Source organism: Flammeovirga aprica JL-4, from assembly GCF_012844305.1.
Lineage (GTDB): Bacteria > Bacteroidota > Bacteroidia > Cytophagales > Flammeovirgaceae > Flammeovirga > Flammeovirga aprica.
In genome coordinates this window covers 63,187-77,854 of sequence record NZ_JABANE010000026.1, presented here as the reverse complement: position 1 = coordinate 77,854, position 14,668 = coordinate 63,187, and the positions used below count along the sequence as shown (strand labels likewise).

The window sequence follows — 14,668 nt, the reverse complement described above, 5'->3', positions numbered from 1 at the left end:
AAAATCCCTCCTAGTCTAAAAGTCCAGGAGGGAAACACATTATATGAAATGAAATATTATTACTATTTTCTTATAATTCTTTTGTAGAAACGTTCGCTTTTACCTGTCTTAATTCAAAACCATTTAAGACAACAGGAACATCTTGAGCGTGGTTTTGTAAAGTCAATTTTACATCACCGTTGCCATCTGAATAAACGACAAACTTGGCTTTTGCAGGGTAGAGATTGCCAAGTTTAGTACCACTTGTAGGTTCAATGGCATGAACAACAGTTCTTTTACCTTTGCTGTCATTGGCTACAATTTGATAGGTATTTAACTTCTTCTCTAAAATTGCAGTGCCCTTTACTCTTGCTAAAACTTTGATAGAGTGGTGGTAAGTGACAATCTCATAAGTACCTTTTGGTAAATTTTTGAATGTAACATCCAATTGATCATCACCTTTTACTTTTACAGCATCCATGGCTAAGTAAGGTTGATTACCCAGTAAACCGAAAGCAGTATTCCACTCCAATTCTCCATTTTTGGCACTTACCATTACCTCAGCATTATTGTAATCTTTTAAAGTATAAGATGATTTTGAAGTACCATCCCAACGGTTCCATCCGAATTGTAACAATTGATCATCGGCACCCATATCCACTTTTACGATAGGATAGTTAAATGCATCTTTGATTTTTTGTTGACGGATATCTTTATTGTAAGACACCGTTTTACTTTCAATCGTTGCAGGCTTTAAGCCTTTTGCTTTTGCTGTGATTTTAAAAGTTCCTTCTTTTAAAGTAGATCTTAAAACAATAGAAGCGGTACCCCAATACGCTTTATTCGGGTTAGCTCCAATTTCAGCATCACCTACTAAAATACCTTCGCCTTCAATCTTAAATGAAACCATAGATTCGTTGTTCACTACATGATTTCCATTTTTATCTAAGATATAAGCTCTTACCATTCTCATGTCAGAACCGCTAGCAAGAATAGGTGTGTTTTGCTCTTCAATTTCTAATTTCAATTGATACGCTTTACCGTATTTATTTAAGGTGAAATCAGCAACTTCAACACCTCTGATAAATCCTTTTGCTTTTAAATCACCTTTTTCTTCATTTAACAAGAAAGTATATGAAGGTGAATTGCAGTGACTTCTGTTGGGATCATCATCTGGCTTTTGCTTTGCAACTAACTTACCGTTATTGTAAAGTTCTACTTCATCGCAGTTACTGAAAACCACTACTTTATTGTCTCTACTTGCTCTTTCATCGCCGATATAAACCATTGGAGTAGTTGTCATTTCAGACTTATACCAGAAGTTTACAGGGTTAGGCACTCTATAAAAAGAGAAAGGTCTTCTCGGTTGCATTCCCCAATCTTTTTGGAAAGAGAAATAATCATGAGCCGTCCATAATGCTACACCAAAACGGTTGGCTGATGCTTTGGATTTTGATACCTCAAATTGGTTGGTTAAAGCATCATGCGATGAGCCGTGTTCACATAAGAAAGAGAAGTCATTTTCAGTAACAGGCATATTTTGATAGTCCATAGGAGTGTAGATATCACAAATACCGGAGTGAACAGGTCCCGTCCATGGAGCACCGTTTGAACCTGTCATTCTTGTAGGATCTTCCTCTTTACAAGCGTAATGCAATCTTTCTACTGGACCTCTATGGTTCAGTCCACCGCTCCACATCAAAATAGAAGGGTTGTTTCTGTGATTACGGATCATGATTCTAGTCGCTAACTCCAAGTTGTCAAACCATTCACCCTCTACAAAGTGAATCCATGACGGAGCCTCTTCAATTAATAAAATACCCAACTCATCACATGCCTCAATAAATGAATTGTCATGAGGGTAGTGAGCAAGACGTACTACATTATAGCCTGTTTCTTTTAATTGCTCCGCATCTTTTCGATGTAAACTATTTGCTACAGCATCACCCACAAACGGATATTGCTGATGCTTGTTGACACCAATCAATTCAACAGGTGTACCATTTAATACGAAACCTTTTCCATCAATAAACTCAAACTTTCTGACCCCTAGTGGATTCTCAACCATATCCATCAGCTGATTGTCTTGGTAAACTAAAGTTTGAACTCTATATAAGTAAGGATCATCGATCGACCATAAATGAAGGTTTTCTGTGACGCCTGTAGTTTGTTGGAAAGTATGATCGCTATTTGCTGAGATTTTATGTTGATCAATTGCTTTTGCAATTACATAACCGTCTTTGTCAATGATTCTTTGTTCTACTTTAGCTGAAACGGCTGTATTTTGCTCATTCCTAACCGTAGATCTGATATTGACAGTTGCATTATTTTTAGAGACAGTAGGTGTAGTGATATAAATACCTGCATATTTATCTTCCCAGTTGAAAGTAATATTCAAAGGGTTTTTTACTACTAAATACACATCTCTGTATAACCCACTAAATAAGATATAATCTCTACGGTCACCATCAGGTGGGATATTAGGATTTAATCTATTGTCTACGCTAAGTACAATTGTATTTGGTTTGCCATCTTTATGAACAAAGTCAGTGACATCAAAGTGGAATGGTGTGAAACCACTGACCATGTCTTCACCTACATATTTTCCATTGACCCAAAGTTTAGTATGTTGATGTGCCCCCTCAAACTCTAAAAATACTTTCTGGCTTGCATTGGCTTCTACCTTCAATTGCTTTCTATACCATCCAATATAACGGTGGAATGTTTTCTGAAAAGAAGAATCAGTACAGTTGTCTAATTCATTAGAAGACAGTTTCATACTATGAGGAACGTTGACTTTTTCCCATTTAGAATCGTCAAAAGAAGTAGCTGTTACTACTTTTTCATCTTTCTCACCTCTGTAAAAAGACCATTGTTCATTAATGTCCAACTTTACTCTAGCTTGCTGAAGCTCAATAGTTGTTTGTGCAAAAAGGTTAGTGCAGAAAAGAATGCTACCAAGTAGTAGCATTCCTCTGAAAAACCCTAGGGGGTTGTTTGTTTTCATTTTATTGTATTAGAATTTTCTTAATGAAATTTTCTTTTTCACCATAAACTCTAATTAGATAAATCCCCTTAGAGTAGTGGTTTGTTAGTTTGAAGTTTACTTGAGTGCTTGGAATTGGATAGTCAAATTGATCAAACAATCTTCCTTTCGTATCCAAGACCTCGATTTTATAAATTTTACTATTTCCTTTAATACCCATCAATTGTTGACTTTGAGTAGGGTTAGGGAAAACAGTGATATTTCCTTCTGCTGTTAATTCATCACCAATGGAAAGTACTGGATCAAACTCAAATTCCGTCATTACCGCTTCAGCAAGACTAGTAAGGCTATTTGATTTAACAACCTTAGCCACTACTTCTACATTTTCATAATTCAATGGCTCCGCAAATACATTTAAGTCTACACTTACCTTATCAGTACCTTTCAATACATTCACCTTTGCTTGTCCTAATAAGAAAGCATCTCCCCATAATTCTACAATAATATCTCTGTCTTGAGATGCAGTGTATTCTAGGTCAAAAGTATTGACTTCACCCATTTTTATTTCTGTATTATTTGAAGCAAATGAGATAGCATCAGAAAGTGTTTGACCGTTATTGATCTCAATAAAGTCTATCACTGCAGTTCCAGTTTCAGCGTGAATCTGAATAGGATATTTTCCTGCTGAAAGTTCTACAGTTGTTTGTGCAGTCGGGTTTTCAGTAGTACCTAATGCAATCATTTCTCCTAGCACCTCATTATTAGAAGTAATAGATACTTTGGCTTCTTCAGTTGTACTTTTTCCTGAAAGCGAAAGTGTGTAAGTGGCATTTTCAGGTACATCAATACTGTAAGAAGTCCATTCGCCTTCTGCTAAAACGATTTCAAAATTTTCTGTATTCTTTTGAATATTCACACCTTCAGATAAACGGTATTGTTTAGAATTATTGATGTCGTCCAAAGAGTTATATCCTATACCTTGACCTCCAATATCAAAATCTTCTGCCTCAATTTTTTGAGGTAATTCATAATGACTTCCTTTGAAAGGGAATCGATTACCCATAGTATGAATGCTATTCACCGAAAGAATCACAGAACTTACTGCACCTCCATCATCATTAAATTTTAATTCAACAGTATTTGAGGCTTTGAGTAATTGGTAAGGAACAGGTACTTCAATTACACCAAAGAAGTCCTCTCTATCGGCTTGATCATAACCCTTCCAATTTTTCAAAGAATTAATTTCAACCCCATTAATCTTAACAGTAGGTCTTTTAGACATTTCATGCTTTCTACCAATTGCCATTCTCAATCTAGCCTCGCCTTCATTCGATAGTTCAGTAACATCATTGAAAACAAATTTCATGGTTTTGTTGGCCTCAATTTCCTGCATGTAAGTCTTTGAGTAATACTCTTTTCTTACTGCTTTTTTACTAAATGTTACCTCACGGTCAAGCGTATATGTTAAGACAACTGTTTCATGTGGTTCTATTGTTACACTCGAAGGTATTTCAGACAAATCTTCATCTTTATAGATAGGGTCTTCATTTTGGTAAATCTTCAAGCTTCTTTTGTTCACTTTTTGGAAATCACCCATTGAAGAAACAAATTGAAGTGAAACGTCCTGATTCTCTGTATCAATATTATTCAAACAGATATAAGCAGTTTTTCCATCGACAAAAGCCTGTACAAAAATATCCGGGTTAGAAGAAGAGCAACGAACACGTTTACCTTGTACTTTATCCCAAAGATTATAGAAATCTTTCTTGGCTGTTAATTGAAATTCTGTAGGCTTTCCATTTACGACAGACTCTTTTACAGGACGCCATAAATCAGCCCCATAAGGTTCAAAATCAGAACCCCAGTGCCATGGTGATTTACCCGTGATAAATGGAATGGAAATCATCAATCGATCCTCTCTGTCCATCAAACCAAAAATAATATGGTTGATAGAACGTACCGTCTGAATACTTTCAACATCAGTATAAGTATCACCGTACCCGCTTGAAATACCACCGTATTCTGTAATAGCATGTGGTTTGATCGCATCCCATTTAATATAACTATACGTCTCAATTAAGTCTAGAATTGCATCTGCATTACTGCCTGATCTTTCAGTATCTTGACCAGTTACGTTGATTCCATCATAAAGGTGAGTAGAAAAACCGTCCATATAATCACCGGCTACATCCATAAACATCTTCATTCTAGTTTCCCAGTGACCAAAGTCCCAAAGTTCCATAGAAGGCCAAGCAGAGGAGTAACCGATTACTTTTGTATCTACACCTTGCTCATCAAAAGCTTTACCGATTTCTTTAAAATATTCAGCCGTTTTTCTTCTTACTTCAGCTTCTGTATACTTCCCATTTTCTTGGTATTCATCCGCATGAACGAAGGGCTCATTGACCGGTTCATAATAGATAGGACGTGTATGATCTTCATAGAAATGTTGGAAATACTGAGCGGCAAATTGTCCGGCTTGTTCAGTATCCATACTCATATGGATCATGGCGGCAGGGTGGTCTGTTACTACCAGCTGACGCGATATATGTTTATAGTAATTTTGTTCTTTAGCGTACTTAATATTATTGATGCCGTCTTTCTCTACTTGAGATGCAATAGGAAATACATTGTTCTTTGTGATATAATCTTTATATCTACCGAAAGCTCCCCAAAAAGATCGGCCTTGAGTAATTCCCCACTGATTGATCACTTCCATGTCTTCATCTGTATGATCTTTGTTGGCCACCATATGAAGATTGAAGAATTTATTTCGATCTAGTTCTGATACATTTTCTAAATATCGTTGTGTTTGAAAGTCGATGGAGACAGCCGTCTGAGCAGATGTTTCCTGAGCGTACACTAGTACAGAAACACATGCTAAAACTTTGCATACAGGTTTGTAATAATTTTTCATCTTAGACTGCTAATTAGTAATAATTCATATCTCAAATATACAGTATGCCGAAACGGAAGGAAGGTATATATTTTATGAAATTGAGGGGGTAATTATGGAGAATAGGGGCTTAGGCAGTATAAAAACGAAGATTTTTTCCCGTCACCATTTTTTTGAGTGATTGTTTATGTTGAATAAGTAAAGGGGAATGGTATTAAGAGGGATTGCTAATCCCGTAGGGGCAGACCTATGTGTCTGCCCGCCGAACCACAACAAGGACCATATTCATTACGAACCATGTTTGACTAATCAAACCACAACAAGAACCATGATAAATTTAATATTCATTCCCATGAAAATGGTTTGGATTGATATTCCGTAAAGAAAGATATATGGGTTTTCAAATGGATATTGGGTGGTGTGTGTTGTGGTACAGTGGGCAGACACATAGGTCTGCCCCTACGGGGATTCCTTTGATAAATGTTTGATTCCCAAAAGCCCAAAACTTCCAATCCCTAAATAAAATTTGTAACTTCCCTTCGTACTTCCAATTCAATCTAGAAAGGACAAATTAATTTAAACAATACCGTTAGGCATTCATTATTTAAACATTAGATCGGGTTTATCATTTTTTGATAACCAATTCAATCTCAAACGCTCGATCTGACATCAACTATAAACTAAATTTTATGCGAAATTTTTCACTATTGCTCCTTGTTGCAATTTTGGTTATTGGTAGTAACCAAATGTATGCGCAGAGAAAGAAATCTACTTCTTCAACTGTAAAGCCGTTAGATACGCACCTCTTTGACAGTCTGTCTTTTAGAAGTATAGGTCCCGCTTTTATGTCGGGTAGAATTGCTGATCTTGCTATTGATCCTACAAATGAAAACATTTGGTATGTGGCTGTAGGTTCTGGCGGAGTATGGAAAACCGTTAATGCCGGTACTACTTTTCAGCCTATTTTTGATCATCAATCTGTTTATTCCATTGGTTGTGTCACGCTCGATCCCAAAGATCCCAATACCGTGTGGGTTGGAACGGGTGAAAACGTAGGTGGACGTCATATTGCCTTTGGTGATGGTATTTATAAAAGTACTGACGGAGGGGCTACTTGGGAAAACAAAGGGTTGAAAAACTCTGAGCACATTTCTAAGATCATTGTGCACCCCGATAATTCGGATGTGATTATGGTGGCATCACAAGGTCCGCTTTGGAGTGCTGGTGGTGAAAGAGGTTTTTTCAAATCTACCGATGGGGGAAAGACTTGGAAAAAGACATTAGGCGATGATGAATTTACTGGGGTGACAGATATGGTTTTTGATCCTAGAAACCCTAATAGAGTTTATGCCGTCACTTGGGAACATCATAGAACTGTGGCCGCTTGGATGGGCGGAGGTGAAAAGTCAAGAATTTATGTTTCTGATAATGCAGGTGATTCTTGGACACAATTGAAAGGTGGACTGCCAGAAGGAAAATGGGGGAAAGTAGGTTTAGCCATTTCACCTCAAAACCCTGATGTGCTGTACGCCGCTATTGAACTGAACCGCAGAACTGGTGGGGTATGGAGATCAGATAACAGAGGTGGCAATTGGACAAAAATGTCTGATGTTGTTTCTGGAGGTACAGGTCCGCATTACTATCAAGAAATTTACGCTTCTCCACATCAATTTGATCGTCTTTACTTTATGAATAACCGTTTGATGAAATCAGAAGACGGAGGAAAGACATTTACTGTAATGGATGAGACGGGTAAACATGGCGATAATCACGCCGTAGCTTTTAAGGCTTCTGATCCTAATTATTTATTAGTAGGTACTGATGGTGGTGTTTATGAAAGTTTTGATTTGGGAAGTACTTGGCGTTACATGGAAAATATTCCAATAACACAGTTTTATAAAGTAGCCGTTGATGATGCGGAACCTTTTTATAATGTATACGGAGGTACGCAAGACAATAGTACGGAAGGAGGTCCTTCAAGAACAGATAATCATCATGGCATCAGGAATGCAGATTGGAAAGTAGTTTTAAATTGGGATGGACATCAGCCTGCTACTGAACCTGGAAATCCTGATATTATGTACGGTCAGCGTCAGCAAGGTACGCTATCAAGAATTGATTTGAAAGCAGGTGAAGTGATTGATATTATGCCTCAACCTGAATCGGATGAAAACTACGAACGTTACAATTGGGATGCTCCAATTTTAGTGTCACCCCATCAGCCTTCTACCATTTATCACGGGTCTCAACGACTTTGGAAATCAACCAATAGAGGGGATTCATGGACTGCTTTGTCAGGAGATTTAACAAGGAATGAAGAGCGTATTGCTTTACCAATTATGGGTGGAACACAAAGCTGGGATTCTCCATGGGATATTTATGCTATGTCAAATTTCAGTACGATTACTTCAATTGCCGTTTCGCCAAAGAATGAAAAAGTCATTTTTATTGGTACTGATGATGGATTGATTCAAGTAACGTCTGACGAAGGTGCAACTTGGAATAAGATAGAAGTGAGCGCATTGGGTGTTCCTTCAAGAGCTTATATTAATGATATAAAAGCAGATTTGTTTGATGAAAATACTTTTTACGTGGCATTAGACAATCATAAAGAAGGAGATTATAAACCTTATTTATTGAAGAGTACAGACAAAGGTAAAACTTGGAAACGACTTGAAAATGGCTTCGGAGAAAAGAATTTAGTTTGGAGAGTAGTTCAAGATCATGTAAATCCTAATTTACTTTTCGCAGGCACTGAGTTTGGCGTTTTCTTCACGGTAGATGGAGGACAAAGCTGGACGGAAATGAATGCAGGTATCCCAACTATTTCTTTTAGAGATTTAGCCATTCAAAGAAGGGAAAATGACCTAGTGGCCGCTTCTTTCGGTAGAGGTTTTTATATTTTGGATGATTACTCTGCATTGCGTGAAGTAAATAAAGAGCAATTAGAACAAGAAGCAACTTTATTTGCACCAAGAAAAGCATGGTGGTACATTCAAAAATCAACGGTAGATTTTGATGATACAAGAGGGACACAAGGAAGCCAAATGTATGTGGCTAAAAACCCTGATTTTGGAGCTGTATTCACTTATTACCTTAAGGAACCAATCTTAAGTTTGGAACAATCTCGTCAAGCTTCAGAAAAAGAGAAGGGTACAGCTTCTTTCCCTGGTTGGGAAGTTTTGGATCAAGAAAAAAGGGAAATGAAACCTTTTGTTTTTCTTGAAATCAAAGATAAAGCAGGAAATATTATCAAGAGAGTCAACGCATCAAATGCTAAAGGTTTTAACCGTGTTACCTGGGATTTGAGAGTGGGAGGAACAGGCACTATTATGCTCAATGATACGGAAGAACATTTGACAGCATTATTGGCATCTCCGGGTACTTATAGTGCTACATTAAATGCGTTTGAAAATGGTAAAATAGCTGTTTTATCAGGTCCGGTTGATGTAAAAGTAGAACGATTAGGCCAAACTGCTTTGCAAGGAGGTAAGATGGAAGATGTGGTTGCTTTTTGGCGAAAGTATGAGCAACTGACAAGAGAAGTTAATACTCTTTCAATTCAGCTTTCCAATACTCAAAAAGCAAGTAAGAAGTTATTTAATGCTACTTTGAATTCTTCTTTAGACAATAGTGTAATTGAAAGTATTGCCACTTTACAGCAGGAATTGGCAGTGTTAGATACGCAACTTTTTGGTAATCCTGCTAAAAATGAAGTAGGAGAGAAAAGTAAAACAACTATTGGAGAACGCCTTTTTGCTTTAAATAGAGGTATTTCAATGTCAACGTATGGACCTACTCCAACCCACTTGAAAACAGTGAAAATCATTGAGGATGAATTAAAAGAACTGAATGATCAATTGACTCCATTAAAGTTGAAAGTAAAACAGCTAGGAGCAAAAGTTTTAGAAGCTAATGGGGCTTGGATTGAAGGGACTGAATAATTTTATCTTGATATTATAAGCTATAAAAAGAAAGCCTTAGGACAAAAATCCTAAGGCTTTATGCACACACTATTTTGAATGAAGAATGAAGAATGAAGAAAAAATAGTTCTTGTTGTGGTTCATAAATGGTTTTTATTATGGTCCTTAAATCACAAAAAAAACACAATACGAACCACTCTCTTCATTCTTCCCTCTTCCTTCTAATTAAAATTTTTCACATCAGCTTTAGTTTCAACTGCAATCACCGCCTTTTTCAACCCCTTACCAGAAGCTGAAATCGTAATTGTCCCCCCATCACCTTGATTAGCTCTTGCAATGACCAAAGCCATTCCGTTGAAGAATTTTAGTTTTTTACTGTTTGGAAGTACCAATGATGAAGGATCTCCGTTTCCTGTTGCTTCAAAAGTACCATCACCATTCACTGAGAATTGGATTTGACCATTAAAAGTGGCACAGAAATTACCTTCGGCATCCAATGCTCTAGCTGTTACAAATACTAAGTCTTCTCCATCTTCAGATGAAATAACTTTTCGATCTGCAGTCAGTTCGATGGTTTTTGCTTTTGAAGTGGTTTTAATAATCTCTTCACCAACAACTTGACCATTGCTGTAAGCAACTGCTTTCAACTCGCCTTTTTCATAAGGTACGTCCCATCTCAATCGATACGGAGAAGGGAAATCAGTAGGGCCTTCATAGTACATAAACTTCACAGGAACAATCCCTTTATCTACTCCTTTCACTTTCTTTCCTAAGCTCTTGCCGTTTAAGAATAGTTCCACTTCTTCAGCATTTGTATACGCAAAAACTGGTATTTCTTGTCCTTCAAAACCTTTCCAATTCCAATGCGGTAATAGGTGAACCATAGGTGCGTTTGTCCACTGACTTTGATACAAATAGAAGCGGTCTTTTTTGAAACCACAAAGGTCTACTGGGCCAAAGAAAGAGGATTTGTTCGGCCAGTCATCATTCCAATACCCATTCGTTGAATTGTCTCTGCCACCGTATGGAGTAGGTTCGCCAAGGTAATCAAAACCGGTCCACATAAATTCACCAAGAATGCTAGGGTTTTCTTCCAAAAACTTGAATTCCATATCAGGAGGGTAAGACCAAATCGGGCCGATGATATCATAACCCGTTACCTGATGATCCGTATTTTTTTCATATTTCTCTAAGAATGGAGCGTGGTATACGCCTCTTGAACTTGTAATAGATTCCGTTTCAGATCCATAAACAATCCATTCAGGGTAATTCTCTTTGATCTCTTTGTACTTGGCCGCTTTATAATTAAAACCAACGATATCAACGTGATGCGCCAACTTGTTTTTGATAGAATTTTCATATTGGTTAAAGCCCGCTGTGTTGGGTCTTGAAGGATCTTCCTCATGGCAAATTTGACCTAAATGCTGAGCAACTTTCCATCCATCTTTTACTTTTTGCTCTCTGATTTCATTACCAATACTCCACATGATAATAGAAGGGTGATTACGGTCTCTACGAATCATATCTCTAAGGTCGCTCTCATGCCATTCCTCATATACAGTATGATAACCGTTTTCAATTTTTTGAATACCCCACTCATCAAACGCTTCATCAAGCACAAGAATACCCATCACATCACACGCTTCTAATTGCTCTCTACTAGGCGGGTTATGAGAAGTTCGAATGGCATTTACACCCATTTCTTTCATGATTTCCAACTGACGAACTGTCGCTCTTTTATTAACGGCAGTACCCAAAGGACCTAAATCATGGTGAAGACAAACCCCTTTCATTTCTGTTCTTTTACCATTTAAAAAGAAACCATCATTGGGTGTGAATTTGATATCACGCACTCCAAATTTAGTAATGTAGTGATCCAATATATTTCCGTCCACGTCCTTTAATTCAGTCACTAATTGATATAAATGAGGATTTTCCAAGGTCCATAATTGAGGGCGAATCAAATTAAAAGACTGTTCATTGATACTGATTGTACTTCCTTCAGCAATCGCTTTTTGATTCAAAACCTTTACCGTTTCTCCCTCTTCATTGATGATGCTTTGAGCAATAGAAACAACTTTATCCGTTTCTGTATAGTTTTGAATTTCTAATTTGATATCAATATTGGCCACTTTTGAGCTTACATCATTTGCCTTTACAAAAGTACCCCAATGAGCAATTCTTATATCTTCATGTACATTCAACCAAACCTTTCTATAGATCCCTGCACCAGGATACCATCTTGAAGAAAGATCTTCAGGCTTCGCTTTTACAGCCACAATATTTTCACCCTCTTGCTTGATGTAAGGCGTTAGGTCATATTCAAAACCCAAGTACCCAAAAGGCCTTTTACCTAAATAGTGTCCATTGATCCACACCTCAGAGTTTTTCATCACTCCTTCAAACTCAATTCCAATATTTTTACCTTTTTGCGTATTTGTCAGCGTAAAACTTTTTCTATACCAACCCTCGCCATGAAAAGGTAACCCGCCACAACGGGCATTATATTCTACAGAAAAAGGTCCTTCAATTGCCCAATCGTGTGGGATCTGTACCGTTCTCCATTTGTTATCATCAAGGGTAGGAGACTGACCGTCTTTTACCTCACCTTTATAAAATTTCCAATCCTTATTGAAGTCCGTATGTCCTTTTGATTGCCCGAAAGCTGTAATCGAGCAAACTAATAAGACGAGTAAATTAATTAAGTAATATTTCATCACTGATTCATTTAATGATAATGTCTGTTTTTTTAACTTAAGAATTAAGAATGTAGATGAAAATGTTTCTTGCTGTGGTTCGTGAAGTGGTTTTATGGTGGTCTAATTGACGTTGTACTAAAACGTCCATACAACTTACTTTCAATTGTTGGTAGAATATCCTTTATGATGGATATCGTTGTAGGGATGTTGCATTACAACTTCCGCTGAACCACAGCAGGAGCCATTTTTCTTCATTCTACATTCTTCACTCTTCATTCAAAATTCTAGTACTTTGAAGCAATTTATAGCAAAGCAAGCTGACTGATCATGTACGATTGATTAGAAAAAAATACCCCCCTTTTAAACTTACTATTATTAGGTTTTTTTTATGAATAGCACTAATTCACAAAGTTCATTTTATGTTAGAATTTTTGTGTGAGGAAAAATGAGCACATAATGAGTCTTTACTCAAAAAAGTAGTAATTATACTGCATTTTATGAGGGTATTTTCGTTAAATACGAGAATGAACCCATCACTGCTTCAAGAATCCTTTAGCTTTGGAACAAATCGAATTTTAAAGCAGTTGAAATGAAATTACTATATCCAATTTTTTTGAGCTCGATACTTTTATTCTTTATATCGTGCAATCAAAAAGTAGAAGAAAAGAAAATTGAAAAGCCCAATATTATATGGGTAATGTTAGAAGATATCTCCCATGACTTTGAATGTTATGGAATGCCGGCAGTGAAAACACCAACATTTAATGCCATGGCAGAAGAAGGGACGATCTATTATAACTGTTTCGGAACAGCATCTATTTGTTCTACGAACAGATCAGCAATGATGGTAGGCGCTCACCAACGTCTGACAAATACACATCATCATAGAAGTAATAGAGAAGAACCTTTATCAGCACCTTTCAAACCTTTTACTTACCAATTGAAAAAACAAGGTTATACTACGATCCTTGGTCATACTAACGTAAGAGGTAAAGGGCGAAAAATTGATGTGAATTTCAAACATAAAGCAATTGGTGATTGGGATAAGAATTTTGGCTTGTTTGACAAATACGATGAGTTTACAGCAGAAGATCAACCTTTCTTTGCTCAGATACAATTAAACGTTACACATAGAGGAGATTGGTGGGATGAAGTAAGAGAAGCTTCTGCACATCCAGTGAACCCTGATGATGTACAGTTGCCACCTGAGTATGCAGATCACCCTGCTATTCGTTTAGATTGGGCGAAATACTTGGATCAAGTAGAATATGCAGATAATGAAATGCAAATGTTGACCGATGAGTTGAAAGAGAAAGGAATGTACGATAATACTGTAATCATTGTAATTGGTGATAACGGAAGATGTAACGTGAAGGGGAAAGGTTATTTATTCGATGCAGGATCAAGAATTCCATTGATCATCAAGTGGCCTGAAGGGTATGAGCACGATGAGGAATCTCGTCAGATTATTGCAAGTACTGATATTACAGCGACAATCCTTGATATTGCAGGAGTGGAGTTACCAGATTACTTGACAGGTCAATCGTTTATTGATAAGAACTTCGATCGAAAAAATGTTTACTCATTTAGAGGTTTGTGGGATGAAATTCCTGAGCAATCATGTTCTATTTCCAATGAGGAATTCAGATACATCAGAAATGACAAAACAGATATTCCTTATGACGCTCACCAAGGATACTTGGAGTGGTACCGCCCAGCAGTTCATGTGATGAGAGGTTTACATGAGAAAGGAGAATTGAATGATGTTCAGCAAAAATGGTTCTCTAAAACTAAACCAGCAGAAGAGTTATACAATATCAAGAATGATCCTTTTGAGGTGCATAACCTTGCTGGAAATCCAGAGTACAGAGATGTTTTGAAGAAAATGAGAGAGGAGGCCTTAGCGGAAGACCAAAGAATGACACCAGTTTCTTCTGTATTTGATCCAAAACCAGTACCAGGCTTGGCACCAATAAGATACGTTGAAGAATTTCATCCTGAAGCTTACAAAAGAATGCAGGAAGGAGAAGAAATCGGTCATAAAAAATATATGAAATTATATAAAGACTACTTATCAAAACAAAACGCGAGTACCAAATAAGTAAGTACCAAAACTAACAAACTACATTTACACACTTTAAGCTATGCTTCAATCAATTATATAAATAATAGGTTTAAGTAATA

Annotated in this window: 5 protein-coding genes; 2 read left to right on the top strand and 3 right to left on the bottom strand. The window is 37.0% G+C overall.

Features of this window, described 5'->3' with window-relative positions:
* Window positions 1–70 precede the first annotated feature (70 nt).
* Together HHU12_RS11755 and HHU12_RS11750 are read right to left on the bottom strand one after the other, a co-directional pair.
* Window positions 71–2,986: a glycoside hydrolase family 2 protein gene (locus HHU12_RS11755; RefSeq protein WP_169656940.1), complete on the bottom strand. Its 2,916-nt coding sequence runs from the start codon at window positions 2,984–2,986 to the stop codon at window positions 71–73.
* Window position 2,987: 1 nt separating this feature from the next.
* Complete coding sequence (locus tag HHU12_RS11750; protein ID WP_169656939.1) at window positions 2,988–5,882, bottom strand: T9SS type A sorting domain-containing protein; 2,895 nt, start codon at window positions 5,880–5,882, stop codon at window positions 2,988–2,990.
* 668 nt (window positions 5,883–6,550) lie between these two features.
* Between HHU12_RS11750 and HHU12_RS11745 the strand changes: the two genes are divergently transcribed.
* Window positions 6,551–9,805, top strand: coding sequence for a WD40/YVTN/BNR-like repeat-containing protein (locus tag HHU12_RS11745; RefSeq protein WP_169656938.1), 3,255 nt, complete (start codon window positions 6,551–6,553; stop codon window positions 9,803–9,805).
* 201 nt (window positions 9,806–10,006) lie between these two features.
* Here the strand turns inward: HHU12_RS11745 and HHU12_RS11740 are convergent, their stop codons facing one another.
* Window positions 10,007–12,502 carry a glycoside hydrolase family 2 TIM barrel-domain containing protein gene (locus HHU12_RS11740; RefSeq protein ID WP_169656937.1) on the bottom strand — a complete coding sequence of 832 codons (2,496 nt, stop codon included), beginning with the start codon at window positions 12,500–12,502 and terminating at the stop codon, window positions 10,007–10,009.
* A gap of 571 nt (window positions 12,503–13,073) precedes the next feature.
* Between HHU12_RS11740 and HHU12_RS11735 the strand changes: the two genes are divergently transcribed.
* Window positions 13,074–14,585: a sulfatase family protein gene (locus HHU12_RS11735; RefSeq protein ID WP_169656936.1), complete on the top strand. Its 1,512-nt coding sequence runs from the start codon at window positions 13,074–13,076 to the stop codon at window positions 14,583–14,585.
* The last annotated feature ends 83 nt before the right edge of the window (window positions 14,586–14,668 follow it).

Excerpts from the sequence above, each read along its gene's own strand:
- HHU12_RS11755 (WP_169656940.1), bottom strand. The coding sequence starts at position 2,986 with ATGAAAACAAACAACCCCCTAGGGTTTTTCAGAGGAATGCTACTACTT.
- HHU12_RS11740 (WP_169656937.1), bottom strand. The coding sequence starts at position 12,502 with ATGAAATATTACTTAATTAATTTACTCGTCTTATTAGTTTGCTCGATT.
- HHU12_RS11735 (WP_169656936.1), top strand. The coding sequence starts at position 13,074 with ATGAAATTACTATATCCAATTTTTTTGAGCTCGATACTTTTATTCTTT.
- HHU12_RS11750 (WP_169656939.1), bottom strand. The coding sequence starts at position 5,882 with ATGAAAAATTATTACAAACCTGTATGCAAAGTTTTAGCATGTGTTTCT.
- HHU12_RS11745 (WP_169656938.1), top strand. The coding sequence starts at position 6,551 with ATGCGAAATTTTTCACTATTGCTCCTTGTTGCAATTTTGGTTATTGGT.